Below are 25,532 nucleotides of genomic sequence, written 5' to 3'. Positions count from 1 at the left end.
GTAGCGCGAATGGGCTGAATTTGGGATGGGCCCCGCACAGCTGCAGCGTGGTGCAGAAACAAAAACGCGCCGGTGGGTTCACCGGCGCGTTGATGTTGACGCTGTTTCTTCTTACTTGACGCTGATCAGCTTGATCTCGAACTGCACAGCCACGTTCGGCGGGAACGGGGTGCGCGGGTCGGCGCCGTAGGCCTGATCCGGCGGCAGCGAGACTTCCCACTTCGAGCCTGCCGGCATCTGCAGCAGGGTCTCACGCATGGCCTTCATTTCGACTTCGCTGACCTTGATCGACGGAATCTGCTGGGCCGGGCGGGCTTCGGTCGGGCGCTGGCCGTACGGGAACGGACCGGCCACTTCCAACTGCACGGTGCTGGCCTGGGTCGGCTTGGCACCCTTGCCGGCTTCGATCACACGGTACTGAACGCCGCTCGGCAGGGTCTGCACGCCCGCCTTTGCCTTGTTCTGCGCCATGAACTGATCGCTCTTGGTCTTGTTTTCGGCAGCAGCCTTTTCGTACTCGGCCTTGGCGGCCTGGGCACGGCCCTGCTCGCGCTTCTGGAACGCTTCAACGGCCGGCTTCAGCTGCTCGGCGGTAATGGCCGGCTGCTTCTTGGCGTAGGCGTCCTGAAGGCCCTTCACCACCGAGTTGATGTCCAGCTGCTCACCGCGACCGGTCAGCTCCGCCAGGTTGTTGCCGTAGTCGTAACCGAAGTAGTAGCTCAGCTTGCCCTTCTCGGACGCGATGTCCTGGGCGAAGGCATTGCCCGTCAGGGCCAGGGCCGCGACGGCGACCGCGATAGAACGCAACTTCATCAAACAGTTCTCCAGGGGTGGTAACTCAGGGACGTTCTGCGCCGCCCTGAGGCGACGGGTTAGGATAACGGCCACAACGTGTAACCGCTACTCACCACGCAGGCTATGACCTGTCTGCGTTTACAGAGTTCAATCTCACTTTTTTTTAACGTTCCAGGAGTTTCCCGTGGTCGAGGCCCCCGCTCCCCACCCGGTCGACGTCAGCGATGATGGCGCCGTCCGCACCATTACCGTGCAACGCCCGGACAAGCTCAACGCCCTCAATGCCGCCACCCTGCAGGCCCTGGCCGAGGCGTTTGGCGACGCCGCCGCCGACCCGGCAGTACGGGTGGTGGTGCTGACCGGGGCTGGCCCCAAGGCGTTCGTGGCCGGGGCCGACATCGCGGAAATGAACACCTTGAGCGCGGTTCAGGGACGTGATTTCTCCCTGCTCGGCCAGGCCCTGATGCGCCGCATCGAACGCATGCCCAAGCCGGTGATCGCCCGGGTGAACGGATTTGCGCTGGGCGGCGGGCTGGAACTGGCCATGGCCTGCCATCTGCGCATCGCCGCTGATTCGGCCAAGGTCGGCCAGCCGGAGATCAATCTCGGCCTGATTCCCGGCTTCGGCGGCAGCCAGCGCCTGCTGCGCCTGTGTGGTCGCGCGGCCACGCTGGAACTGTGCCTGCTGGGCACCCCGATCGACGCCGCGCGCGCACTGGCCCTGGGCATCGTCAACGAAGTGGTGCCCGCCGCCGAGCTCGATGCCCGCGTGCAGGCCCTGGCCCGGCAGCTGGCACAGTCGGCGCCGCTGGCGCTGCGTGGCCTGCTCGACGCGGTGCACGTGGGCGGCGAATGCAGCCTGGAAGCCGGCCTGGAATACGAAAGTGCGCAGTTCGGCCTGCTGTTCGCCACCGAGGACATGCGCGAAGGCACCAGCGCCTTCCTGCAGCGCCGCCCCCCCGCCTTCCAGAACCGCTGACGCCATGGCATCCCGACCCAACCCCGTGCTGCTGTTCGCCCGGGTCCAGGCAGACGATCCCGATGGTGCGCTGCAGGCTGGACTGATGGACTACGTGGTGCGCCCTGGCGATGAGCGGCTGCTGCCCGATCATCCGGACCTGCCGGACCGCCTGTGCCAGATGCAGTTGCAACTGCAGCGTGCATGGGCGGCGCGCGAACGTTTCCGCGCACGCGCCGTGCGCCTGGCCCGCCGCGAGGCCGAGCGTGATGCGCGCCGGACGCCCGCGCCGGCACCGGACGTAAAACCCGCCCTGCCTGCTGCCGCGGCCGCCATCCTCGCCCGGGCCAAGGCCCGCGCCGCCGGCAAGGAGCAGTAATGGCGACCGCGAAGAAGACCGCGCGCGCACCTGCGCGGCGCGGCGGTACGATGCCGCGTGCCGACGTGGTGGAAATGTTCACCCGCCTGCGCGAGCTCAACCCGCATCCGAAGACCGAGCTGGAATACAGCTCGCCGTTCGAACTGCTGGTGGCGGTCGCGCTGTCTGCACAGGCCACCGACGTCGGCGTCAACAAGGCCACCCGACGCCTGTTCCCGGTTGCCAACACGCCGGCGAAGATCCTCGCCCTGGGCGAAGAGGGACTGAAGAAGTACATCGCCACCATCGGTCTGTTCAACGCCAAGGCGAAGAACGTGATCGCCACCTGCGCGCTGCTTCTGGAGAAGCACGGTGGCGAAGTGCCACGCGATCGCGACGCACTGGAAGCCCTGCCCGGTGTCGGCCGCAAGACCGCCAACGTGGTGCTCAACACCGCCTTCGGCGAACCGGTGATGGCGGTGGACACGCACATCTTCCGTGTCGCCAACCGCACTGGACTTGCGCCCGGAAAGAACGTGCGCGAAGTCGAAGATCGACTGGTCAAAGCGATTCCCGCCGAGTTCCTGCTCGACGCGCACCACTGGCTGATCCTGCACGGTCGGTACGTGTGCAAAGCGCGCAAACCGGATTGCCCGGGCTGCGTGATTGCCGACCTGTGCCGGTTCAAGGACAAGACCCCCGCAGAATGACGGCGCCATCCACGCATGGCGTGGATCGGCTGGAAAATCCATCCACGCATGGCGTGGATCTACTGCAACCGGGGCGCAATCCGCGCGTCATACGTAACCGGTTTCAATGGCAGGCCCAGCCGTGACGGGGCCTGCGGCGGATCGCCGCCGTGCGCGAACTGTCACATTTACGCAATCTTCACGTTTTAGCCTGCGCGCATCTTCCCACCTGCCTGCAAGGCTCCTCTCCATGAAACTGCATCACCAGCTCCTGACGATCGCCGTGGCTGCTGCGCTGTACGTGCCGGCCGCCCACGCCGAAGTCGCCATCGATGTGATCGGCGGTTCGGAAATCACCTTCGAAGGCCTGGTCCAGGCCGACGGAAACTGGTACGACAATGACGTCGTGGACCTCAACGGCGGTGACGCCGGCAACGGCAAGAACAGCGAATTCGAACTGCGTCGCGCCGAGCTGGTGCTGAAGGGCAAGGGCCCGGGCAACGTGGAATGGGTCGTGGGCTACGACGCCAAGGCCGACAAGTTCCTCGACACCAACGTGAAGTACAAGCTGCTGGGCAACGCCAACCACTTCATCCAGGTCGGCCAGTTCAAGCAGCCCAACAGCCTGGAAGAACTGTCCAGCACCAAGAACAACGACTTCATCTCCAAAGCTGCGGTCACCAACACCTACGCTGTCGCCCGTCGCCTGGGCGGTGCCTACAGCTACGGCCAGGACAACTGGTCGGTCACCGCCAGCGCCTTCGGCCGCGAACTGACCCGCAACCTGGCCCACGGCAGCGGCTACGGCGCACGTGGCACCTGGGCCCCGATCAACGAGAAGGGCCAGGTCCTGCACTTCGGCCTGAGCTACGTCGACTACGACACCGACGCGGACACCCTGCGCGTGCGTGCCCGCCCGAACGCCGATCTGGCCACCGCGCGCCTGGTCGATGGCGGCAACATGACCGACACCGACCGCGTCAGCACCATCGGCGCCGAAGCGATGTACTTCCAGGGCCCGTTCAAGGCCCAGGCCGAGTACTACACCAGCAAGGCCAAGCGTTACGCCCATGACAACTACACCACCGACGGCTACTACGTCAGCGGCGTGTGGAATGTCACCGGCGAAAGCTGGAGCTACAAGGGCGGCACTCCGGGTACCGGCCTGCCGAACAACCCGGCCGGCGGCCAGTGGCAGCTGGGCGTGCGCTATGACCACATGGATCTGAACGACGGCAACCTCGCCGCCAACCCGGTGGCCGGCCGTCCGCCGATCGTCGATGGCGTGCTCGGCGGCAAGATGGACATCTGGACCGTCGGCGCGAACTGGTACTGGCGCTCGAACTTCAAGCTGATGCTCAACTACGTGATGGTCGACAGCAAGAAGTACAGCTCGACCGCCCGCGGCTTCGTCAACGACGATCCGAACATCCTGGAAGCCCGCGCGCAGTTCTTCTGGTAAGTCCGGAAGCACGCGTTCGAACGAAGGCACGGCCCAGGCCGTGCCTTCGTCGTTGTGGGCAGGCGGTGGCCGCGCGATGATGCCCTGCCCTGTCGACAAGGACCTTCGGGATGCCTTCTTCGCTCCGCCTGCGCCGCCTGCTTTGCGGTGTCCTGCTCGCTGCCCTGCCCGCCACTGCGTTCGCCTGTGACGATGCGGAGGCCGTGCGCGAGGCCGCGTATCGGCAGTTGCCGGCCGGCGCCCTGCCGGTCACGGCACGTTTCACCGATGCGGACAGCACGGCCTGCCGCGCGTGGCCCGCACAGCCCGGCACGACCCTGCTGGCCGTCGCGCAATGGACCGCCCCCGCCTCGGAAGACGTGCGCGGTGGCGACCTGGACCTGTTGCTGATCGATACCGCCAGTGGCCAGCCGCTGGCCTGGACCCGCGTGGCCGATGCGGTCAGCAGTGATGCGCTGCGCTTTACCGGACTTCGCCTGGACACGGCACGCTGGCAGCTGGACCCGGCCACCCGCGCGTTCGGCGTGCGCATGGACTACAACGGCAGCTCAGGCCCCAACCCGTTCGCGCAGACCGAGCTGCAGTTGTTCGTACGCGAGGGCCGGCAGCTGCGCCGGGTGCTTGCCCCGCTGGCCGTCAGCGGCAGTCGCGGCGAATGGGATACGCGGTGCGCCGGCGAGTTCAGCCGCTTCGAGCGCACGCTGGAGATGGGCAGTGCCAATGCCGCTGGCCTGGCGCCGATCGTGGTGCGCGAAAAACGCACCGATACGATCAGCGTCGCCGCCGGTGACGACTGCCATGCCACCGACACGACGGCACCCGTACAGCGCTGGACACTGCAGCCCCGCGACGGTCGCTATGCCGTTCCGGAGGCGCTGCGCGGGCTCTGAAGGGCGGGCTTGGGCACCGCCATGACGGCTGTCACGTTCGCGTCATATGACAGACGCGGGTGTGTCATGGAACCGTTATGGAATGTGCACCGAAACGTCGGGCAGCCGCCCCTCGACCACCCCAGGAGTCTCTCCCGTGATCCACGCCTTCAAGTCGCGCGCCGCCGTCGCCATTCTGGCAGCGTCGTCCGTGTTCGCCGCCAACGCCGCCGATGTCACCGGCGCGGGCGCCTCGTTCATCTACCCGGTGATGTCCAAGTGGTCGGCCGACTACAGCACCGCCACCGGCAAGAAGGTCAACTACCAGTCGATCGGTTCCGGCGGTGGTATCGCCCAGATCAAGGCAGCGACCGTGGACTTCGGTTCGTCCGACGCGCCGCTGAAGCCGGAAGAGCTGGCTGCCGCCGGCCTGGCCCAGTTCCCGTCGGTGATCGGTGGCGTGGTGCCGGTGATCAACGTTGCTGGCGTCGCCCCCGGCGCGCTGAAGCTGGACGGCCCGACCCTGGCCAACATCTTCCTGGGCAAGATCACCACCTGGAACGACCCGGCCATCGCCGCACTGAACAGCGGCCTGACCCTGCCCAGCGGCAAGATCACGATCGTTCATCGTTCGGACGGTTCGGGCACCACCTTCAACTTCGTCAACTACCTGTCCAAGGTAAGCCCGGAGTGGAAGAGCAAGGTCGGTGAAGGCACTTCGGTACAGTGGCCGGCCGGCATCGGCGGCAAGGGCAACGAAGGCGTTGCTGCCTACGTGAAGCAGATCAAGGGCGGCATCGGCTACGTCGAACTGTCCTACGCGCTGCAGAACAAGATGTCCTACGCGGCGATGAAGAATGCGGCCGGCAAGATCGTGCAGCCGTCGGACGCCTCGTTCTCGGCCGCTGCGGCCAGCGCCGACTGGGCCAACGCCCGTGACTTCTACCTGGTGATGACCAACGCCCCGGGCGCTGATGCATGGCCGATCACCGCCACCAACTTCATCCTGGTGCGCAAGCAGCCGAAGAACGTGGCGGGCGCCAAGGCCACGCAGGAGTTCTTCCGCTGGGTCTACAAGAATGGCGATGCGCAGGCCAAGCAGCTGGACTACGTGCCGCTGCCGGACGCGCTGGTGCGCCAGATCGAGACCTACTGGACGCAGAACCTGAAGTACTGAGTTCGTTGCAAGGCGTTCCCCCGCAGGAACGGGGCCGGCGGGTCCTCTCTCCCCCGCCGGCCCCAACCGGGCGCTGGATCCTTCGGGGTCCGGCGCTCTTCTTTTTTGCAGGGTAGTCTGTTGCGGTTGGTCGTGAAGGCGCTGCGCCTCCTCGAATGTGGCATTGCGGCGATGGGCCGGCCCTCCGCCGCGCCGGGGACCGCGCAGAAGCGCAGTTGGGGCTGTCAGCCGACCCGGTAGCCAACCGTGAATCCCGCGAAACCCTTGCCAGAACGTGATCCAGGACACCTCTGTCATGGACGTCATACGGCTGTAACAAAAACATCATTTCATAGCCGCATCCGCCGACACCGTCGGCTCTACCCCGCTATGGAGTGACCATGAAACTGCACTCGGCCAGCCTTGCCGCCCTTTCCCTGGCCATCGCCCTGGGCCTGTCTGCCTGCGGTGGCGACAAGCAGGCCGCACAGCAGCCGGCCGCTGACGGCGCCGCTGCTCCGGCCGCTGCCGGCGACAAGGTGACCGCTGAGGTCTCCGGTGCCGGCGCCTCCTTCATCTTCCCGCTGGTGTCCAAGTGGTCGGCCGACTACAACACCGCCACCGGCGCGAAGATCAACTACCAGTCGATCGGTTCCGGTGGTGGCATCGCCCAGATCAAGGCCGGCACCGTCGATTTCGGTTCCTCCGACAAGCCGCTGAGCAGCGACGAGCTGGCCCAGGCTGGCCTGGCCCAGTTCCCGTCGGCCATCGGCGGCGTGGTGCCGGTGGTCAACATCGACGGCCTGGAAGCCGGCAAGCTGCGCCTCAGTGGCGCCCTGCTCGCCGACATCTTCCTGGGCAAGGTCAAGACCTGGAACGACCCGGCCATCGTCGCCGCCAACCCGGGCGTGACCCTGCCGGACGGCAAGATCACCATCGTCCACCGTTCGGATGGTTCGGGCACCACCTTCAACTTCTCCAACTACCTGTCCAAGGTCAGCCCGGAGTGGAAGAGCAAGGTCGGCGAAGGCACCTCGGTGCAGTGGCCGGACGGCGTGGGTGGCAAGGGCAATGAAGGCGTTGCTTCCTACGTGAAGCAGATCAAGGGCTCGATCGGCTACGTCGAACTGGCCTATGCCCTGCAGAACGCGATGCCGTACACCTCGCTGCAGAACGCCGCCGGCACCTGGGTGCAGCCGAACGCTGAAACCTTCGCCGCCGCTGCCGCCAGCGCCGACTGGGCCAGCGCCAAGGACTTCAACCTGGTCATCACCAACGCCCCGGGCGAGCAGGCGTGGCCGATCACCGCCACCAACTTCATGCTGATGCAGAAGAAGCCGAAGGATGCCAAGCGCAACCAGGATGCGCTGGCCTTCTTCAAGTGGGCCTTCGAAAGCGGCCAGACCCAGGCCAACGAACTGCACTACGTGCCGCTGCCGGCCGAGCTGGTCAAGCAGATCGAAGCCTACTGGGCGACCGAACTGAAGTGATGGACCCGACGGTGCCCGCCACGTGCGGGCACCGTCTCCTGCACATCGTGCTGCCCCGCCCCTTCCTGGCCCTGCCGTCCCCATGAATGCCATCGCCCAGCCTGTAGCCGCCCCGTCCACGCGTGACACGCGTGATGCCCGCAACGACAAACTGTTCCGATGGGTGCTGGTCGGCACCGTCATCTTCGTCCTGATCGCGCTGGCCTGCGCCGCACTGTCGATGCTGTGGGGTGGTCGCCACGCCCTGCAGATGCAGGGCCTGAGCTTCTTCTTCTCCTCCGACTGGAATCCGGTCGAAAACAAGTTCGGCGCCCTCGCCCCCATCTACGGCACCCTGGTCACCGCGCTGATCGCGATGGTCATCGCCGTACCGGTCAGCTTCGGCATCGCCTTCTTCCTCACAGAAGTGGCACCGCGCTGGCTGCGTGGCCCGGTCGGTACCGCCATCGAACTGCTGGCGGGCATTCCCTCGATCATCTACGGCATGTGGGGCCTGTTCGTGCTGGTGCCGGTGATGACCGAGTACGTCACCCCGTTCCTCAATGAAACCCTGGGCGAATGGCCGATCATCGGTCCGGTGTTCCAAGGCCCGCCGCTGGGCATCGGCATGCTCACCGCCGGCTTCGTGCTGGCGATCATGGTCATCCCGTTCATCTCCTCGGTGATGCGCGAAGTGTTCCTGACCGTGCCGACCCGCCTGAAGGAATCGGCCTACGCGCTGGGTTCCACCAAGTGGGAAGTGAGCTGGGACATCGTGCTGCCCTACACCCGCTCGGCGGTGATCGGTGGCGTGTTCCTCGGCCTCGGCCGCGCTCTGGGCGAGACGATGGCAGTGGCCTTCGTGATCGGCAACAGCGTGCGCCTGTCGCCGTCGCTGCTGGAACCGGGCACCACCATCGCCGCACTGATCGCCAACGACTTCGGCGAAGCCACTGAAACCTACCGCTCGGCGTTGCTGCTGCTCGGCTTCGTCCTCTTCATCGTCACCTTCGTGGTGCTCGCCATCGCCCGCCTGATGCTGATGCGCCTGTCCCGCAAGGAGGGCAACTGATGTCCAGCACCGCTGACTCCCTGTACCTGCGCCGCCGCATCGGCAACGTCATCGCCATCGCGATGTCCTGCGCCACCGCGCTGTTCGGCCTGTTCTTCCTCGGCTGGATCCTGTTCACCCTGGCCTCCAAGGGCCTGGCCGGCATCAACGTGGATCTGTTCACCAAGATGACACCGCCGCCGATGCAGGAAGGCGGCCTGGCCAACGCCTTCTTCGGCAGTGCGGTGATGTGCGCGCTGGCGATCGGCATCGGCACCCCGCTGGGCGTGCTGGCCGGCACCTGGCTGGCCGAGTACGGCAACGCCCGCAAGGCCGGCACCGTGGTCCGCTTCGTCAACGACATCCTGCTGTCGGCCCCGTCCATCGTGCTGGGCCTGTTCGTCTACACCCTGTACGTGATGCAGACCGGCGGCAGCTTCTCCGCCTTCGCCGGTGCACTGTCGCTGGCCTTCATCGTGCTGCCGGTGGTGGTGCGTACCACCGACGAGATGCTGCGCCTGGTGCCTTCGCAGATGCGCGAAGCCGCGCTTTCGCTGGGCATTCCGCAGTGGAAGGTGATCGTGCAGGTGCTGTACCGCAGTGCCTCGGCCGGCATCATCACCGGCATCCTGCTGGCGCTGGCCCGCATTTCCGGCGAGACCGCACCGCTGCTGTTCACCGCCTTCGGCAACCAGTACTGGAACAGCAACGTGTTCCAGCCGATGGCCTCGGTGCCGGTGGTGATGAACCAGTTCGCCGGCAGCCCGTACGAATCCTGGCAGGTGCTGGCCTGGGCCGGCGCGCTGGTGCTGACCGTGTTCGTGCTGCTGGTCAGCCTCTCTGCGCGCGGCATCCTGCTGCGCAACCGTATCTCCCATGACTGACCTTTCCGTGGATACCGCCATGAACGACCTTTCCAACGCCGTGCCGATGCAGCGCATCGTCGTGCCGGCCTCGCACGAGAACCTGCACGCTCCGGCCCCGGTCAAGCTCGCCGCGCGTGGACTGGACTTCTACTACGACAAGTTCCACGCCCTGAAGGGCATCAACCTGGAGATCCCGGAAAAGCGCGTGACCGCGCTGATCGGTCCCTCCGGTTGCGGCAAGTCGACCCTGCTGCGCATCTTCAACCGCATCTACGCGCTGTACCCGAAGCTGGAAGCGCGCGGTGAGGTGATCCTCGACGGCGAGAACATCCTGTCGCCGAAGTACCCGATGAACCGCCTGCGCAGCAAGGTCGGCATGGTGTTCCAGAAGCCGGTGCCGTTCCCGATGACCATCTTCGAGAACGTGGCCTACGGCATCCGCCACCACGAGAAGCTGTCCAAGGCGGACATGGCCGACCGTGTCGAGCACGCGCTGCGCCAGGGCGCGCTGTGGGACGAAGTGAAGGACAAGCTCAACCAGAGCGCGCTGGGCCTGTCCGGTGGCCAGCAGCAGCGCCTGTGCATCGCCCGTGCCGTGGCCCTGCGCCCGTCGGTGCTGCTGCTGGACGAGCCGACCTCGGCGCTGGACCCGATTTCCACCAGCCGCATCGAGCAGCTGGTGGAAGAGCTCAAGCACGAGTACACCATCGTGATCGTCACCCACAACATGCAGCAGGCCGCGCGCGTGTCCGATTACACCGCCTTCATGTACCTGGGCGACCTGATCGAACACGACCGCACCGAAGTGATCTTCTCGCAGCCGTCCAAGCAGCAGACCGAGGATTACATCACCGGCCGGTTCGGCTGATCGGCGCTGACGCTTCGTCACCTGTCCCAGCCAGGCCCGCCTGGCTCTACCTGGATTGCAGAACATGAACCTTCCCAACGACCACATCGTCAAAAGCTACGACGAAGAGCAGCAGCGCCTGGTGGCCGAAATCGTGCGCATGGGCGAGATGGCCGTCGCCCAGCTGGAGGCGTCGATGGACGTCATCGAGAAGCGCGATGAGAACGCCGCCCATCGCATCATCGCCAACGACGAAGCGATCGATTCGCTGGAACAGCAGATCAGCCACGACGTGATGCGCCTGGCGCTGCGTGGCCCGATGGCCCGCGACCTGCGCGAGATCCTCGCCGGCCTGCGCATTCCGGCCGATATCGAACGCATCGGCGACTACGCGGCCAACGTCGCCAAGCGCTCGATCGCGCTGGGCAAGGTGCCGCCGCTGCCGCAGATCCAGGGCCTGCGCGCCCTCGGCCGCCTGGCCGCACAGCAGGTCCGCCGCGCCATCGCCGCCTACCGCGACAACGACGCCGATGCCGCGCTGGAACTGCGCGAGGACGACGCCCGCCTGGATGCGCAGTACACCGCGCTGTTCCGCGAGCTGCTCACCTACATGATGGAAGACCCGCGCAACATCACCCCGTGCACCCACCTGCTGTTCATGGCCAAGAACCTGGAGCGCGTGGGCGACCATGCCACCAACATCGCCGAGAACGTGTGGTTCCTGGTGCACGGCGAACAGCCGCTGCCGCCGCGCCAGAAGCGCGACGAGACCTCCAGCGCGGGCGATATCTGATACTGCACTGCAACACCGGATTCGACTCCAGGGTGGCCGCTGTCCTCGTGACGGCGGCCTTTTTGTTGGCGCTGCAATACTTCTCACGAAAATTTGAATTCCCGGCGAGGATTCGTTGAGTAGGATCGCTGCACCATCGCTTCACCACGGGCACCCGCCCACCACCCAGGAGCACGACCGATGAGCACCTCCAACAAGACGCTGTCCCTGCTGACCGCCACCGCCCTGGCCGCAGGCCTCGGCATGACCGCCTCCGCCTCGGCCCTGAGCATGACCGACCTCGCCCAGGGCTACCTGGTGGCCGGCCAGGCGGCCAAGGCCACCGACGCGAAGGCGACCGATGCAAAATCCGCCGATGCGGCCAAGCATGCCGAAGGCAAGTGTGGCGCCGACGGCAAGAGTGCTGAAGGCAAGTGCGGCGGCGACAAGGGCAAGGCAGCGGCCGGTGCGGACACCAAGGCCAAGACCGGCGGTGACAAGAAGTCGGCCGAAGGCAAGTGCGGCGAAGGCAAGTGCGGTGGCAAGCACTGACGTCCGCGCCGGCGTCGTCCACCCGCGGTCGCCGCTTCCTGCGGCGGCCGTGGGCCTGGGCCTGCGCCGTGCCCTGCTGCAGGACCTGCGCGATGCACCGGCCGGCGATTTCGATTTCCTCGAATGCGCGCCGGAGAACTGGATCGGTGTCGGTGGTCCCGCAGGTGACGCGTTGGCCGAACTGGCGGCGCGCCATCCGCTGAGCTGCCACGGCCTGTCGTTGTCACTGGGCGGCAGTGCGCCCCTGGATACCCAGCTGCTGGCGCAGGTGGGTGCGTTTCTGCACCAGCATCAAGTGCCGCTGTACAGCGAACACCTGAGCTACTGCAGCGACGAGGGCCACCTGTACGACCTGCTGCCGATTCCATTCACCGATGAAGCGGTACGCCACACCGCTGCCCGCATCGCCCGGGTGCAGGACATTCTCGGTCGCCGCATCGCCGTGGAAAACGTGTCGTACTACCTGGCGCCGGACCCGACGATGGACGAACTGGCCTTCACCACTGCCGTGCTGGCCGAGGCCGACTGCGACCTGCTGCTGGACGTCAACAACGTCTACGTCAATGCCTGCAACCACGGCTACGACGCCGATGCCTTCATCGCCGGCCTGCCCGCACAACGCATCGTCTGCCTGCACGTGGCCGGGCACCTGGACGAGGCGCCGGACCTGAAGATCGACACCCACGGCAGCCCGGTGATCGACCCGGTGTGGGACCTGCTGGCACGCACCTACGCCCGCATCGGCCCACGCCCTACCCTGCTCGAACGCGACTTCAATTTCCCGCCCTACGCCGAGCTGCGGGGCGAACTGCAGACCATCCACCGCCTGCAGGCCGCGCATGCCGGAGCCGCCCATGGCTGACGCCCCCGAACGCCTGCGTGCGCAGCAGCACGCGTTCACCGCGCACCTGCGCGACCCGGCACAGGTACCGGCGCCGCCCGGCATGGACCCGCGTCGGGTGGCCGTGTACGAACGCCTGCTGTTCAACAATCTGCTGGGATTGTTGAGCAACGGCTTCCCGGTCTGCGTGCGCCTGCTGGGCGAACCGGACTGGAGTGCACTGGTGCGCCACTATTTCGCCAGCCACCATTGCCACACCCCGTTGTTCACCGAACTGGCTGCCGAGTTCGTGCAGTGGCTGCAGGTGCAGCCGGAGCTGCCGCATCCGGCGCTTGCCGAACTGGCCCACTACGAGTGGGTGGAGACCGCGCTGTATCAGCTGCAGGCCGATCCGCTGCCGGAACCGGGCGACATCGATCCGCTGCAGGTGCCGCTGCGCCGCTCACCGCTGGCCTGGCCGCTACTGTACCGCTGGCCGGTGCATCAGCTGGGTAGCGAAGATGCACCGTCGCAACCACCGGCAGAGCCCACCGGCCTGCTGGTGCGGCGCGATGCCGATGGCGCGGTGCGATTTGCCACACTGACCAGCCTGGCGGTGCATCTGCTGACCCTGATCGGCGAGTCCCCCGGGGCCACCGGCCAACAACAGCTGCAGCAACTGGCCGCCCTGCACCACCTCGATCCTGGGACATTGGCCGCCCCTGGCGCGCACCTGCTGCAGCAGTTCCTGCGTGCTGGTGTGATCGGTCCGCTCCCCGCTTCACCCTGACGTCCCTTCCAGGAGATACACCGATGAAGACCCCGCCCTTGGCCGCCGCACGCGGCCAGCTGGACCGTTTCGCCCCGTGGTTGGCCCCGCTTGGCCTGCGCCTGCTGCTTGCCTGGGAATTCTTCGAATCCGGGCGCGAGAAGCTGCACGGGCAGAACTGGTTCGCCGATCTGCAGGATGCTTTCCCGTTTCCGTTCGACCAGCTGCCCGCTGCGCTGAACTGGCAATTGGCCACCTGGTTCGAACTGGTGGGCGCAGCGTGCCTGCTGTTGGGCTTCGGCACCCGCTTTGCCGCCGCCAGCCTGCTGGTGCTGACGGCTGTGGCAACGTACGCGGTGCACTGGCCGGCCGAATGGAGCTCGCTGGGCGATCTGGCGATGGGCTATGCGATCAGCGATCAGGGCTTTGGCAACTTCAAACTGCCGCTGCTGTTCATGGCGATGCTGTTGCCGCTGCTGTTCACCGGTGCTGGGCGCCTGAGCGTGGATGCAGTGCTGGCGCGCTGGTATCCGTCGGGCCCCACGGCGCGGCCTGCGCTCCGGTAGACGCCGTCCCTGGTCGGCGCGCAGGGTGCCAACCAAGGTTGGCACCTACCAGGATCCCGGGCGCCCTGGTCGGCGCACGTCGCACCGTCCGGTAGATGCCGACCTTGGTCGGCGCACGTCGCGCCGTCCGGTAGACGCCGACCTTGGTTGGCACCTACCAGGATCCCGGGCGCCTTGGTCGGTGCACGTCGCGCGGTCCGGTAGACGCCGACCTTGGTCGGCGCGCGTCGCGCCGTCCGGTAGATGCCGACCCTGGTCGGCGCGCAGGGTGCCAACCAAGGCTGGCACCTACCGGGATCCCGGGCGCTCAGGGTCGCTCTGCTAGAATCCGTACATGACCGACCCCACTTCCGCACCTGCCGCCCTCCCTGTTTCCGACGTACCCCAGGCGCAGCGCGCGATGTCACAACGCTTCCGCGGCTTCCTGCCGGTGGTGGTGGATGTTGAAACCGGCGGCTTCGACAGCCAGCGCAACGCGCTGCTGGAAATCGCCGCCGTGCCGATCGAGATGGACGAGAACGGCCTGCTCTACCCTGGCCAGACCGCCAGCGCCCATGTGGTGCCGGCCGAGGGGCTGGAGATCGACCCGAAGTCGCTGGAAGTGACCGGCATCATCCTCGACCATCCGTTCCGGCTGGCCAAGGAAGAGAAGGCGGCGTTGGACCACGTCTTCACTCCGGTGCGTGCAGCGATGAAGAAGTACGGCTGCCAGCGCGCGATCCTGGTCGGCCACAACGCGCATTTCGATCTCGGCTTCGTCAACGCCGCGGTGGCCCGTACCGGGCACAAGCGCAACCCGTTCCACCCCTTCAGCGTGTTCGACACGGTCACCTTGGCGGGCATTGCCTATGGCCAGACGGTGCTGGCACGCGCGGCCACGGCGGCCGGGCTGGGCTGGGATGCCAACGAGGCACACAGCGCGGTGTATGACACCGAGCAGACGGCGCGGTTGTTCTGCACGATCGCCAACGCCTGGCCGCGGTGAAGCAGCCAACGGCGGAGCCCCTCGTGGCGAATCGGCATTGCGGGTGAGGCCGGGCAGGATGGATTCGCGGGGGACGCCGTAAACCCATCCTTGGGGGCTTAGCCGCGCCATCCATGGCGCGGATACCCCCGCGACCCCACCCTGCCCGGCCTTTGACAGTTTCCCGGGCGCCACGGGAAGATCAGAAAAGCGGGAGCAACAGCGGGTCGCTGCGCTCGATGGGTGCCGACTGTTGGTACGGCAATGCCAGTAGATCCACGCCATGCGTGGATGCTTTGCATTGGATCAACCGATGCTCGTGCGATCCCTGCCGTCACTCTTCGCGCGGTACAACGCGCGGTCGGCGCGCTGGTACAGCAGTGCCGGGGTGCGGTCGTCGCCGTCCAGTTCCACCAGGCCGGCGCTGAAGGTCACCCGCAGGCCGGGGATGCCGGCCCAGTCCGGGTGGTCATGGAACAGGCCACGCAGGCGCGCGCACAGCTGCGCCGCCTCCTCCAGCCGGGTGTCATTGAGCAGCAGCGCGAATTCTTCGCCGCCGGTGCGTGCCGGTAGATCCGAATCGCGGCTGGCGGCGGCGATCACCTGGGCCACTTCCACAAGTACCGCATCACCGATGCTGTGGCTGTGCTGGTCGTTGACGTCCTTGAAGTGGTCGATGTCCAGCACCACCAGGCATAGCGGATGGCCACTGCGCTGGGCGCGGGCGAAGTCGCGGGCCAGCGCCTCGTCGAAGCCGCGACGGTTGGCCAGCCGGGTCAGCGCGTCTTCGCGGGCCTGCCGTTCGAACGCCTCGGCCTGCCGCGCCAGGCGCTCGGCCAGCTCGGTCTTCTCCTGGTTCAGCGCCTGCAGGTGCACGGTCTGCGCCTGCAGGTCGAAGGTGGCCTCGTCCACGCGCCGTGCCAGGCGCAGGTTGCTGGCCTTGTACTGCTGCAGCAGGAAGCGGTACAGCGCCACCAGCGCGGACAGCAGCACCAGCCCGATCAGCGCCTGCACGCTGTGCCGCTGCCACCAGAATGGCTCGACGGTAAAGCTCCACACTGCTTCCTGATGCCCCCAACTGCCACCCGGGTGCGCGGCGGCCACGTGCAGCGTGTAATCGCCCGGCGGCAGGCCGACGAATTCCACGCTGCGCTGCGGGCCACGTTCCACCCAGCCGTTGTCCAGCCCCTCCAGCCGTGTGCGGTAGCGGATGCGGTCGGACATCAGGTAGCTCAGGCCCACGTAGCTCACCGCAAGCCGTCGCCCACCGGGAATCAGGTTGCGCTCGGGGCCCTCCCAGTGCACCGGCGCACCGTCGACCTGTACGTTCTCGATTGCCGCAGGCGGTGCGGGACGTTCACGGAAACGCTGCAGCCGCTGCGGATCGACCGTGCTCAAGCCACCGGCGGTCACCACCCAGAACGTGCCGTCCTGGCGCAGGATCGCCGAGGGACCGGAGCTGCCGTTGGCCTGCGCATTGGCCATGCCGTCGATCTCGTTGTAACGCTCCACCGTGACCCGCGGCGCGCGTCCGTCGGCCACGGCGTTGAGCGTGGCCATGTCGGTGCGCAGTACTCCGCGGTTGCTGCTGATCCACACGTTGCCCAGTCGGTCGGGCACCAGCTGGAACACCGCGTCCACCGGCATGCCCTGCTCCAGGCCCACCCGTGCCAGCGTCCCCGCCTGCCAGCGGTACAGCCCACGGTCACTGCTGATCCACATCGCATCGCCGATCTGGTGGAAGCCGAACACGCTGCGGCCCCCGCCCAGCGGCGCCAGGTCGATCGACTGCACCCGGTCACCGCGCAGCACGCGGACGCCTTCAATGGTGCCGATCCACAGATTTCCCTGGTGATCGTGTTCCAGCGCGGTGGTCAGGCCTCCCGGAATGCCAGCAACGGTGGGCACGGTTACTTGGTCACCCTCGATGCGGACCACGCCCTTCTGCGTCCCCGCCCAGACCACGCCGTCAGGCGCGATGCTGATCGCACGGATGTTGCCGCCAGGCAGGCCATCGGCCGCCGCGTAGTTGTGGCGAAGCCGTCCATCGGCGTGCAAGCGGTAGATGCCGTCGCCGAAGGTGCCCACCCACAGATCGCCGCCGGCATCCTGCGCCAGGCTCAGCACCGAAGGCGCCTTGCCACCGCGGTTGTGCAGCGGTATCGCACGGAATCGACCGTCGCCGGTCTGCAGGTCCAGGCCGCTGGCGCTGCCCACCCACAGGTGGCGGTCCCGGTCTTCGAGCACCGTGCGCACGTAGTCGCCGCTGAGGCCATCGCGTTCGGTGTAACTGCTGAACAGGGTTTCGCGCAGGCGGTACAGGCCGCCATTGGCACCCACCCAGATGCTGCCCTCGGCGTCTTCGCGCAGGCTGACCACGCGCCCGCCGGGCAGGTTCAGACCCGCCGGCAGGCGCTCCAGGCCATGTGCCGAGATGCGCAGCAGCCCTTGGTTCTCGGTGCCCAGCCACAGGTCGCCATGGCGGTCCTGCAGCATGGCGGTCAAATGCAGCTGGCCAGGCAGCCGGTGCACCAGCACCAGGCGATCATCCTCCACCCGGTACAGGCGCTCGCCCGCGACGATCCACAGCGTGCCATCGGGTGCGCGATAGGGCCACGACAGGCCCTTGTCCACGCCCCACGCTGCTGGCGCGCGCTGCAGTACGCCGGCGGTGTCGCGCAGCACCAGGCCGTCGAGGGTGCCGATCCAGACCCGGTCCTGCGCATCGACCGCCATCTTGGTGAAACTCATCGCCAGCGGCAGGTCCGGCGGCGGGCGCTGGTAGACGATGCCCTTGTCCGGGGTCAGATAGCCAATGCCCTTGCCCTCGTACAACAGCCACAGGCGCCCTTGGCTGTCCATCTGCATGGACTGGATCAGCACCTGCGGCGTATCCGGTTGATGTTCCCAGACCCGCCACTGGCCGTCGCTGCCGCGGTGGCTGACATTGCCGCGCGAATCGCTGATCCACAGACCGCCCTGCGGATCGACCAGCAGCGCGCCGATGCCGTTGTCGCGCAGCCCCGGCCGGGTGCTGCGGTCGAACACGGTGAAATCCAGGCCGTTGTAGCGCACCAGGCCTTCCCAGGTGGCGAACCACAGGTGGCCTTCCGGGGTCTGCGCGATGTCCCGCAGCGAGTTGTGCGGCAGACCATTGCGCGAGGTCCACACGTCGATGGCGTAGTCGCGCAACGGCGGCGCGCCACTCTGCGCGGCCAGTGGCGTGGCAATCGCCAGCAGCAGCCACAGCACACCCACCTGCAGCAGGCGACCGATGTTCTCCGCGTGGCGCCCCGCCCGGCGCCTGCCCGCCCCCTGTCCGCCCATCAGCGCAGCGGCGGCGGCCAGCTGCGGATGCCGGTGGCGGCAGCAGACGCGAACAGGGACAGCCGCACCGCGCAGGGCGGCATGCCGGCAGGAACAGGCAGGCTCATCGGACGAAGAATGGGGAAGTACGCAGATGATAGGGCAAACCCTGTCACCGGCGTCACCGCGCCCGGGCCGCCCGGCGCAACCGGGCCGGGTCCGGGATCGATGCCGCTAGCGCGCCTCGGCGCTGGTCGACCACTGCACCACCGCTTCCAGCCCACCTTCGGGGCGGTTGCGCAACCACAGGCGCCCCCCGTCCTTCTCGGCCAGCGCGCGGGCGATGGTCAGGCCCAGGCCGGCACCGCCGGTCTCGCGCGAACGGGATGTCTCCACCCGCACGAACGGGTCGAACACCGCTTCCAGCTGGTCATCGGCCAGCCCGGGGCCATCATCGGCGATGACCACCGTGATCGTGCCCTCGCCGCGCTCGACACGTACCCGGGCGCGTTGCGCATACATCACCGCGTTGTCCACCAGGTTGGAGAACAAGCGATGCATCGCCAGCGGGCGCAGCATCAGCACCGCGCCGCTGCGGCCTTCAAAGACGACGTCGGCGCCGTCCTCGGCAGTGTCCTCGACGATGCTCTCCAGCAGCGAATCCAGGTCCAGCGCGGCGCGCTGTTCGGCACTCTCCGCACTTCGGGCAAGTTCAAGGCCCTCGCGTACCAGTGCCTGCATCGCAGCCAGGTCGCCGATCAGGCGCTCGCGCAGCGTCTCGTCGGTCACGTTTTCCAGGCGCAGGCGCAGCCGGGTCAGCGGCGTCTGCAGGTCGTGGGTGATCGCCGCCAGCATCTGCGTACGTTCGGCCAGGTGGCGCTGCAGCCGATGCTGCATGGCATTGAAGGCTTCGGCGGCGCGCTGCACCTCACGCGGCCCGCGCAGCGGCAAGGGTGCCCGCTGCAGGTCATCGCCCAGGTCCTCGGCGGCGGCCGCCAGCTCCTGCAGCGGCGCACTGGCCATGCGTGCAACCACGTAGGCCAGCACGGCAATGGCCAGTACCAGCAGGGTCAGGAACAGCGGGTCCACGGCGAGGATGCCGTTGTGCGCGATCGCCGGCGAATCCAGGGCGAGCTTCAGCAACGTGCCGTCGTTGAGCACCACGTCCACCGCCCGGCACTTGGGCGGGATGAAGGTGGGATCGCGTTCGTGTGGCGGCTTGCGGTGGCCCGGCGGCGGTGGCGGCAGCAGGTCCTGCAGCTTGGGAATGCACGAACGGAACGAGGCGAAGTGCACATGCGCCCGCGACACCGGGCCCGGGCGGTCTTCCAGTACTTCCATCAGCGCCTTGTCGGCCCGCCCGATGCGCGCGCCGGGCTGCAGTGCCCGCACGCTGGGGCCACCGATCTCCAGCAGCCGCTCGCGCAGCTCCGGGTTGCCGTCGAGCAGGTTGATGTAGCCCTGCAGGCGGTCGGCGATGCGGTTCAGGTTCTGCCGCTCGAATTCCTGCTGCCGCTTGGAACTGGCCAGCATGGTCGCGCCGATCGCGGCCACGCTCATGCCCAGCAGCAGGATCACGAACAGCCGTCCGACCATCGAGGACAGGAAGTGGCGCAGGCGCTTCATCGCGGCTTATTCCAGGTTGACGGCCGAGGCCAGCACGTAGCCTTCGTTGCGCACGGTCTTGATCAGGCCATCGGGGCCACCGTCATCGGCCAGCTTGTTGCGCAGCCGGCTGACCTGCAGGTCGATCGCCCGGTCCTGCGCTTCGTAGTTGCGGCCGCTGCTGAGGGCCACCAGCTGCTCGCGCGAGAGCACCTTGTTGGCATGGGCGATGAACACCCGCAGCAGGCGGAATTCGGCGCCGGACAGCACCACCACGCGCCCGTCCGGATCGACCAGGTGGCGATGCTCCAGGTCGAAGATCCAGCGTGAGAAACGCGCACGGCGCACCGCCAGCGGTTCCAGGTTGGCCGGCAGCGCTTCGGTACGGCGCAGCACGTTGCGGATGCGCGCCAGCAGTTCACGCGGCTCGAACGGCTTGGCCAGGTAGTCGTCGGCGCCCATTTCCAGGCCGAGTACGCGGTCGATCGGCTCGGCGCGCGCGGTGAGCATGATCACCGGCGTGTTCGAGCGCGCGCGAAGGTCGCGACACAGGGTCAGGCCATCCTCGCGCGGCAGGTTGAGGTCGAGCACGATCAGGTCCACGTGTTCGCGTTCCAGCAGCTGGCGCATGCTGGTGCCATCGGCGGCGGTGCTGACCTGGTAGCCAGCACGGCCGAGCTGCTCGGCCAGCAGGGTGCGGATATCGTTGTCGTCATCGACGATCAGCAAACGGTGCATCGGGTTTTCAGTCTCCATGTCGCGAATCATCCCGTGTCGGCAGCTGAACCGCATCCAGGCCAATGCGTACCACTGTATCCCCCGCAGTGCGGGATACCTGCCGATACGCAGTCTCGCAGACAGTGTTACATAGAGACACACCCCGAGGATTGAGCACAGCGTCGCTCGATCTTCACAATGCCCACCAACGCCGCCGCTGCGGCCCCCAGAGTGAAGCCGCCACGTGATCTCCCGCCTGTTGCCCGCGACCCGCAAGGGTCGCCTGATGTTGATCGCCCTGATTGTCCTGATCGCCGCTGTATCCGCCTGGTGGCTGCTGCGCAAGCCGGCCGCACCGGCGCTGGCGACCACCCCGGTCAGCCGCGGCGACATCGAGCAGACGGTGGAAGCCACCGGCGTGATCGACGCCTACAAGCTGGTCAGCGTCGGCGCGCAGGCCTCCGGCCAGATCAAGTCGCTGAAGGTGCAGCTGGGCGATACGGTGAAGGAAGGCGACCTGATCGCCGAGATCGACGCCACCACCCAGCAGAACCAGGTGCTCAACGCGCAGGCCTCGCTGGACCAGGTGACCGCGCAGCGCGCAGTGCAGCAGGCCACCCTGCGCCAGGCCGAACTGGAGTTCGCACGCCAGCAGCAGATGCTGGCTGCCGAAGCCACCTCGCGCCAGGAATACGACGCCGCCGAGGCCCAGCTGAAGACCGCGCGTGCGCAGCTGCAGTCCTACGAGGCGCAGATCAAGGGCCGCGAAACCGAACTGGGCACTGCCCGTGCGAACCTGGCGTATACCCGCATTGTCGCGCCGATGGACGGCACCGTGGTGGCGGTAGTGGCCGAGGAAGGCCGCACGGTGAACGCCAACCAGACCGCGCCGACCATCGTGATGCTGGCACGGTTGGACGTGGTGACCGTCAATGCCGAGGTGTCCGAGGCCGACGTGGTCAAGATCAAGGCCGGCATGCCGGTGTACTTCACCACGCTGGGTGACCCGGACCGCAAGTACCACGCCACGCTGCGGCAGATCAATCCGGCACCGGCGTCGATCGCCAACGAAAGCTCGTCCAGTTCCAGCAGCTCGTCCAGTTCCAGCTCCAGCAGCGCGGTCTACTACAACGCGTTGTTCGACGTCGAAAACCCCGATGGCACCCTGCGCATCGACATGACCGCACAGGTATCGGTGCTGCTCAAGCAGGCCAAGGGCGTGCTGATGGTGCCGGCCGTTGCACTGGGACCGAAGTCGCGCGATGGCGATCGCATCGTGCGGGTGGTCGACGACAAGGGCCAGCCGCAGCCGCGCAAGATCAAGGTCGGCATCAACAACGGCGCCAACGTCGAGGTCCTGTCCGGCCTGAAGGAAGGCGAGCGCGTGGTGGTCGGCGAAGGCGGCGCTGCGGCAGCCGCTGGCGGCGGCAACCGTGGCGGCATGCAGATGCGGGTCGGCGGCCCGGGCATGGGGCGCCGATGAGCATGACGGCGCCACTGCTGCGCCTGCGCGACCTTCGACGCGAATTCCCGGCCGGTGAAGATGTCATCGCCGTGCTGCGCGACGTCAACCTGGACATCCATGCCGGGGAGATGGTGGCGATCGTCGGCCAATCCGGGTCGGGCAAGTCCACGTTGATGAACATCCTCGGCTGCCTGGACCGCCCGACCCGTGGCAGCTACCAGGTGGCGGGCCGCGAGACAGGGAAAATGGCGCCCGACGAGCTGGCCGAGCTGCGCCGCGAGCACTTCGGTTTCATCTTCCAGCGCTACCACCTGCTGGGTGATCTCGACGCACGCGGCAATGTGGCCGTGCCGGCGGTGTATGCCGGCAGCCCCGGCCCGGTGCGCACCGCGCGTGCCGAGCAGCTGCTGCAGCGGCTGGGCCTGGCCGACCGCATGCACCACAAACCCGGGCAGCTGTCCGGTGGCCAGCAGCAGCGCGTGTCGATCGCGCGCGCGTTGATGAACGGTGGCGAGGTGATCCTGGCCGACGAACCGACCGGCGCCCTGGACACGAAATCCGGCGAAGAGGTGATGGCCATCCTCGGCGAACTGCATGCCGAAGGCCACACCATCATCATCGTCACCCACGACATGAGCGTGGCCGAGCACGCACAGCGCATCATCGAGATCCGCGACGGCGAGATCATCGCCGACCGTGCCAATCCGGCCGCGCCCAGCTACCGTGCGCAACGCGAGCCGAGCGCTGGCGTGGCCCATGGCAGCAGCTGGCAGGCCGCCCGCGACCGATTCACCGAAGCGTTCCGGATGGCCCTGCTGGCGATGAACGCCCATCGCCTGCGCACCTTCCTGACCATGCTCGGCATCATCATCGGCATCGCTTCGGTGGTCTCGGTGGTGGCACTGGGCAACGGTTCGCAGCAGCAGATCCTGCAGAACATCAGCGCGCTGGGCACCAACACCATCGACGTCTACCCCGGTCGCGGCTTCGGCGACATGCGTTCGGCGCGGGTGCAGACCCTCAAGGCCAGCGATGCCGATGCCCTGTCACGGCAGAGCTACGTCGACAGCGCCACCCCCAGCGTGTCCAGTTCGGTCACCGCGCGCTACCGCAACCAGTCGGCCACCGCGCAGATCAGCGGCGTCGGCGAGCAGTACTTCCGGGTGAAGGGCGTGAGCCTGCTCAGCGGCAGCTTCTTCGACACCGACGCGGTGAAGGGGCTGGGCCAGGTGGCGGTGATCGATGAGAACACCCGGACCCAGTTCTTCCCCGATAGCGATCCGATCGGCCAGGTGATCCTGCTTGGCAACGTGCCGGTGCGGGTGGTCGGCGTGGCCAAGAAGCAGAGCTTCGGTTTCGGCGGCAGCACCAGCCTGAGCGTGTTCGTGCCCTACACCACGGTGATGTCGCGCATGCTCGGGCAGAGCCACGTTTCCAGCATCACCGTGCGGGTGAACGATGAAACGCCGATGGATGCGGCGCAGGAAGCGATCACCCGGCTGCTGACCATGCGCCACGGCACCGAGGACTTCTTCCTCAGCAACAGCGCCGAGATCCGCGACACCATCGAACAGACCACGCGCACGATGACCCTGCTGATCGGCGCCATTGCCGCCATCGCGCTGCTGGTCGGTGGCATCGGCGTGATGAACATCATGCTGGTCTCGGTGACCGAGCGCACCCGCGAGATCGGCGTGCGCATGGCGGTGGGGGCGCGGCAGAGCGACATCCGCCAGCAGTTCCTGATCGAAGCGGTGCTGGTATGCCTGCTCGGCGGATTGCTCGGCATCGGCCTGGCACTGCTGATGGGCGTGTTGATCGGCCGTTTCGCCAGCGATTTCCAGGTGCTGTTCTCCACCGCTTCCATCATTGCCGCCTTCGCCTGTTCGACCCTGATCGGCGTGGCGTTCGGCTTCCTGCCGGCACGCAGTGCCGCCCAGCTCGACCCGGTGGAGGCCCTGGCCCGCGAATGAAGATGATGACCCGACTGCCCTTCCCCGCTCCCTCGCGCCTGCTGCTGTCCGGCGCCGTGCTGCTTGCACTCTCCGCATGCGCTTCCGTGGGCCGCTATCCGGTCGAAGACCCCAGCGTTGCCGCCACCTATGGTCGTGGCGATGCGACCCTCAACGCGCCGGCCGACGACCCGCGCAGCGGCCTGGACAGCCCGGCCCGTGACGTCCGCCAGGACAACTGGTGGACCGGCTTCGGCGACGAGCGCCTCGACCGCCTCGTCGCGCAGGCGCTTGCCGCCAACAGCGACCTCGGTGCGGCCGGGCTGGCGGTGCAGCGTGCACGCCTGCAGGCCGGGCTGGCCAGCAACGCGCTGTGGCCGCAGCCTTCGTCGTCCGGCGTGAGCGGCAGCGGCAGCCGCGCCACCGACCAGGCCGACGACTGGCGCCGCAGCTATTCCACCGGCGTGTCGCTGGGGTGGGAAATCGATCTGTGGGGCCGCCTGCGCACCCAGCGCGACATCGCCCGCTGGGAGGCCGACGCCAGCGAAGAAGACCGGCAGAACACCGCCCTGCTGGTGATCGGCGATGTCATCAACCAGTATTGGGCACTGGCCTACCTCAACCAGTCCATCGCCACCGGCCAGGCCAACCTTGAGCGGCTGCAGCGCACGCACGAACTGGTACAGGCGCGCTTCGATGCCGGTGCGGTTTCGCGCCTGGAAGTACGCCAGGCACTGCAGAACCTGCAGTCGCAGCGTTCGGGGCAGAGCGCGCTGGAACAACAGCGGGTGGAGGTGCGCAACGCGCTGACCGTGCTGCTGGATGGCACGCCGTGGCCGCAGCAGGACGAACCGCAGAACCTGCTGGAGGCGCAGAGCCCGAGCATTGCCGAAGGCCTGCCCGCCGACCTGCTCGGCCGCCGGCCCGACCTGCGCGCGGCCGAACTGCGGCTGCGCAACAGCCTGAAGACGATCCGGGTGACCGCCACCCAGTACTACCCGGCACTGAGTCTTACCGGCAGCCTGGGTTCCAGCGCCACCTCGCTGGGCGATGTGCTGCGCAATCCGGTGGCGACGCTGGGAGCTGGGCTGTCGCTGCCCTTCCTCAACCTGCAGCGCGTGCAGCTGGATACGGACGTGGCCGGCACCAACTACCAGATCGCCGCCACCAACTTCCGCAAGACGCTGTACACCGCGCTGTCGGAGGTGGACAACGCCTTGTCCGCACGCGAGCAGCTGCTGCGCCAGGTAACCGCGTCGCAGGCGTCCTACGATGAAGCGGTGGAAGTGGAACGTGCGCAGGAAGTGCGCTATCGCGTGGGCGCCACCGATCTGCGCACCTGGCTGGAAGCACAGCAGACCCGGCGCGACGCGGAACTGTCACTGGCACGGGTGCGGCAGAGCCAGTTGAACAACGACGTGACGCTGTTCAAGGCGCTGGGAGGCAGCGCGGGGTAAGGCATCCGGAGCGCCAACCAAGGTTGGCGACTACCGCCTGCCCGGTAGGTGTCGACCTTGGTCGACA

General features: G+C 67.3%; 23 protein-coding genes. 19 read left to right on the top strand and 4 right to left on the bottom strand.

Annotation, left to right across the window (positions count from 1 at the left end; translation table 11 throughout):
* Positions 1-111: 111 nt before the first annotated feature.
* Positions 112-813 carry an FKBP-type peptidyl-prolyl cis-trans isomerase N-terminal domain-containing protein gene (locus tag CR918_RS05300; RefSeq protein ID WP_025875366.1) on the bottom strand — a complete coding sequence of 234 codons (702 nt, stop codon included), beginning with the start codon at positions 811-813 and terminating at the stop codon, positions 112-114.
* Between the two features lie 166 nt (positions 814-979).
* On the opposite strand from CR918_RS05300, the gene CR918_RS05295 reads away from it, so the two are divergent.
* The 16 genes from CR918_RS05295 to rnt all read left to right on the top strand — a co-directional run bounded on the left by CR918_RS05295 (position 980) and on the right by rnt (position 14,984).
* On the top strand, positions 980-1,774 hold the full coding sequence (locus tag CR918_RS05295; protein WP_025875367.1) for an enoyl-CoA hydratase/isomerase family protein: 795 nt from the start codon (positions 980-982) through the stop codon (positions 1,772-1,774).
* 4 nt (positions 1,775-1,778) lie between these two features.
* Entirely contained in the window at positions 1,779-2,132 is a 354-nt protein-coding gene (locus CR918_RS05290; RefSeq protein ID WP_033830735.1) for a hypothetical protein, read from the top strand.
* Positions 2,132-2,821 (top strand): endonuclease III, encoded by a 690-nt coding sequence (gene nth / locus CR918_RS05285; protein WP_025875369.1) that lies wholly within the window; start codon positions 2,132-2,134, stop codon positions 2,819-2,821. The genes CR918_RS05290 and nth overlap by 1 nt, the downstream gene beginning before the upstream one ends.
* Before the next feature lie 229 nt (positions 2,822-3,050).
* Complete coding sequence (locus CR918_RS05280; protein WP_025875370.1) at positions 3,051-4,262, top strand: OprO/OprP family phosphate-selective porin; 1,212 nt, start codon at positions 3,051-3,053, stop codon at positions 4,260-4,262.
* A gap of 110 nt (positions 4,263-4,372) precedes the next feature.
* A complete protein-coding gene (locus tag CR918_RS05275; RefSeq protein ID WP_099842205.1) occupies positions 4,373-5,152 on the top strand; it encodes a PA3715 family protein in 780 nt (259 codons plus the stop codon).
* A 136-nt stretch (positions 5,153-5,288) separates the two neighbouring features.
* Positions 5,289-6,308, top strand: coding sequence for a phosphate ABC transporter substrate-binding protein PstS (pstS, locus tag CR918_RS05270; protein WP_025875374.1), 1,020 nt, complete (start codon positions 5,289-5,291; stop codon positions 6,306-6,308).
* A gap of 380 nt (positions 6,309-6,688) precedes the next feature.
* Positions 6,689-7,777 (top strand): phosphate ABC transporter substrate-binding protein PstS, encoded by a 1,089-nt coding sequence (gene pstS / locus CR918_RS05265; protein WP_025875376.1) that lies wholly within the window; start codon positions 6,689-6,691, stop codon positions 7,775-7,777.
* A gap of 82 nt (positions 7,778-7,859) precedes the next feature.
* Positions 7,860-8,828, top strand: a complete 969-nt coding sequence (pstC, locus tag CR918_RS05260; protein ID WP_025875378.1) for a phosphate ABC transporter permease subunit PstC — start codon at positions 7,860-7,862, stop codon at positions 8,826-8,828.
* Positions 8,828-9,691 carry a phosphate ABC transporter permease PstA gene (gene pstA, locus CR918_RS05255; RefSeq protein WP_099842204.1) on the top strand — a complete coding sequence of 288 codons (864 nt, stop codon included), beginning with the start codon at positions 8,828-8,830 and terminating at the stop codon, positions 9,689-9,691. The genes pstC and pstA overlap by 1 nt, the downstream gene beginning before the upstream one ends.
* A gap of 19 nt (positions 9,692-9,710) precedes the next feature.
* A complete protein-coding gene (gene pstB / locus CR918_RS05250) occupies positions 9,711-10,541 on the top strand; it encodes a phosphate ABC transporter ATP-binding protein PstB (RefSeq protein ID WP_025875381.1) in 831 nt (276 codons plus the stop codon).
* Between the two features lie 64 nt (positions 10,542-10,605).
* Complete coding sequence (gene phoU, locus CR918_RS05245) at positions 10,606-11,313, top strand: phosphate signaling complex protein PhoU (protein WP_025875384.1); 708 nt, start codon at positions 10,606-10,608, stop codon at positions 11,311-11,313.
* 180 nt (positions 11,314-11,493) lie between these two features.
* Positions 11,494-11,844: an HvfA family oxazolone/thioamide-modified RiPP metallophore gene (locus CR918_RS05240; protein WP_025875386.1), complete on the top strand. Its 351-nt coding sequence runs from the start codon at positions 11,494-11,496 to the stop codon at positions 11,842-11,844.
* On the top strand, positions 11,831-12,706 hold the full coding sequence (locus tag CR918_RS05235; protein WP_099783427.1) for an HvfB family MNIO-type RiPP peptide maturase: 876 nt from the start codon (positions 11,831-11,833) through the stop codon (positions 12,704-12,706). The genes CR918_RS05240 and CR918_RS05235 overlap by 14 nt, the downstream gene beginning before the upstream one ends.
* The gene (locus CR918_RS05230; protein ID WP_099844246.1) at positions 12,699-13,454 is read left to right on the top strand and encodes an HvfC family RiPP maturation protein; all 756 of its coding nucleotides are present in this window, start codon (positions 12,699-12,701) and stop codon (positions 13,452-13,454) included. The genes CR918_RS05235 and CR918_RS05230 overlap by 8 nt, the downstream gene beginning before the upstream one ends.
* Positions 13,455-13,477: 23 nt before the next feature.
* Positions 13,478-13,999 carry an HvfX family Cu-binding RiPP maturation protein gene (locus CR918_RS05225; protein WP_099842203.1) on the top strand — a complete coding sequence of 174 codons (522 nt, stop codon included), beginning with the start codon at positions 13,478-13,480 and terminating at the stop codon, positions 13,997-13,999.
* A 400-nt stretch (positions 14,000-14,399) separates the two neighbouring features.
* Entirely contained in the window at positions 14,400-14,984 is a 585-nt protein-coding gene (gene rnt, locus CR918_RS05220) for a ribonuclease T (RefSeq protein ID WP_032951815.1), read from the top strand.
* A gap of 285 nt (positions 14,985-15,269) precedes the next feature.
* Here rnt and CR918_RS05215 read toward each other — a convergent pair whose 3' ends face one another.
* From CR918_RS05215 to CR918_RS05205, 3 genes are all read right to left on the bottom strand, one after another.
* A complete protein-coding gene (locus tag CR918_RS05215; protein ID WP_099783425.1) occupies positions 15,270-18,290 on the bottom strand; it encodes a ligand-binding sensor domain-containing diguanylate cyclase in 3,021 nt (1,006 codons plus the stop codon).
* 213 nt (positions 18,291-18,503) lie between these two features.
* A complete protein-coding gene (locus CR918_RS05210; protein ID WP_025875397.1) occupies positions 18,504-19,895 on the bottom strand; it encodes an ATP-binding protein in 1,392 nt (463 codons plus the stop codon).
* Between the two features lie 6 nt (positions 19,896-19,901).
* A complete protein-coding gene (locus tag CR918_RS05205) occupies positions 19,902-20,630 on the bottom strand; it encodes a response regulator (RefSeq protein WP_025875399.1) in 729 nt (242 codons plus the stop codon).
* Between the two features lie 205 nt (positions 20,631-20,835).
* Here CR918_RS05205 and CR918_RS05200 point away from each other — a divergent pair, with 205 nt between their 5' ends.
* Genes CR918_RS05200 through CR918_RS05190 form a run of 3 tightly spaced genes read left to right on the top strand, consistent with a single transcriptional unit; the run spans position 20,836 to position 25,465 of the window.
* Positions 20,836-22,074: an efflux RND transporter periplasmic adaptor subunit gene (locus CR918_RS05200; RefSeq protein WP_099842202.1), complete on the top strand. Its 1,239-nt coding sequence runs from the start codon at positions 20,836-20,838 to the stop codon at positions 22,072-22,074.
* Entirely contained in the window at positions 22,071-24,029 is a 1,959-nt protein-coding gene (locus tag CR918_RS05195; protein WP_032975817.1) for a MacB family efflux pump subunit, read from the top strand. Before CR918_RS05200 ends, CR918_RS05195 begins: the two co-directional genes overlap by 4 nt.
* The gene (locus CR918_RS05190) at positions 24,026-25,465 is read left to right on the top strand and encodes an efflux transporter outer membrane subunit (RefSeq protein WP_099842201.1); all 1,440 of its coding nucleotides are present in this window, start codon (positions 24,026-24,028) and stop codon (positions 25,463-25,465) included. The genes CR918_RS05195 and CR918_RS05190 overlap by 4 nt, the downstream gene beginning before the upstream one ends.
* Positions 25,466-25,532 lie beyond the last annotated feature (67 nt).

The organism is Stenotrophomonas indicatrix, from assembly GCF_002750975.1.
GTDB lineage: Bacteria > Pseudomonadota > Gammaproteobacteria > Xanthomonadales > Xanthomonadaceae > Stenotrophomonas > Stenotrophomonas indicatrix.
Note: the sequence above shows the minus strand (reverse complement) of the source record. Positions and strands in the feature narration are given on the sequence as shown.

Bases quoted from the DNA above. Each gene is read 5' to 3' on its own strand.
- CR918_RS05280 (WP_025875370.1), top strand. From the start codon at position 3,051: ATGAAACTGCATCACCAGCTCCTGACGATCGCCGTGGCTGCTGCGCTG.
- CR918_RS05205 (WP_025875399.1), bottom strand. From the start codon at position 20,630: ATGGAGACTGAAAACCCGATGCACCGTTTGCTGATCGTCGATGACGAC.
- CR918_RS05215 (WP_099783425.1), bottom strand. From the start codon at position 18,290: ATGGGCGGACAGGGGGCGGGCAGGCGCCGGGCGGGGCGCCACGCGGAG.
- CR918_RS05225 (WP_099842203.1), top strand. From the start codon at position 13,478: ATGAAGACCCCGCCCTTGGCCGCCGCACGCGGCCAGCTGGACCGTTTC.
- CR918_RS05300 (WP_025875366.1), bottom strand. From the start codon at position 813: ATGAAGTTGCGTTCTATCGCGGTCGCCGTCGCGGCCCTGGCCCTGACG.
- CR918_RS05230 (WP_099844246.1), top strand. From the start codon at position 12,699: ATGGCTGACGCCCCCGAACGCCTGCGTGCGCAGCAGCACGCGTTCACC.
- nth (WP_025875369.1), top strand. From the start codon at position 2,132: ATGGCGACCGCGAAGAAGACCGCGCGCGCACCTGCGCGGCGCGGCGGT.
- pstS (WP_025875376.1), top strand. From the start codon at position 6,689: ATGAAACTGCACTCGGCCAGCCTTGCCGCCCTTTCCCTGGCCATCGCC.
- CR918_RS05210 (WP_025875397.1), bottom strand. From the start codon at position 19,895: ATGAAGCGCCTGCGCCACTTCCTGTCCTCGATGGTCGGACGGCTGTTC.
- CR918_RS05290 (WP_033830735.1), top strand. From the start codon at position 1,779: ATGGCATCCCGACCCAACCCCGTGCTGCTGTTCGCCCGGGTCCAGGCA.
- phoU (WP_025875384.1), top strand. From the start codon at position 10,606: ATGAACCTTCCCAACGACCACATCGTCAAAAGCTACGACGAAGAGCAG.
- CR918_RS05240 (WP_025875386.1), top strand. From the start codon at position 11,494: ATGAGCACCTCCAACAAGACGCTGTCCCTGCTGACCGCCACCGCCCTG.
- CR918_RS05275 (WP_099842205.1), top strand. From the start codon at position 4,373: ATGCCTTCTTCGCTCCGCCTGCGCCGCCTGCTTTGCGGTGTCCTGCTC.
- CR918_RS05195 (WP_032975817.1), top strand. From the start codon at position 22,071: ATGAGCATGACGGCGCCACTGCTGCGCCTGCGCGACCTTCGACGCGAA.
- pstC (WP_025875378.1), top strand. From the start codon at position 7,860: ATGAATGCCATCGCCCAGCCTGTAGCCGCCCCGTCCACGCGTGACACG.
- rnt (WP_032951815.1), top strand. From the start codon at position 14,400: ATGTCACAACGCTTCCGCGGCTTCCTGCCGGTGGTGGTGGATGTTGAA.
- pstA (WP_099842204.1), top strand. From the start codon at position 8,828: ATGTCCAGCACCGCTGACTCCCTGTACCTGCGCCGCCGCATCGGCAAC.
- pstB (WP_025875381.1), top strand. From the start codon at position 9,711: ATGAACGACCTTTCCAACGCCGTGCCGATGCAGCGCATCGTCGTGCCG.
- CR918_RS05190 (WP_099842201.1), top strand. From the start codon at position 24,026: ATGAAGATGATGACCCGACTGCCCTTCCCCGCTCCCTCGCGCCTGCTG.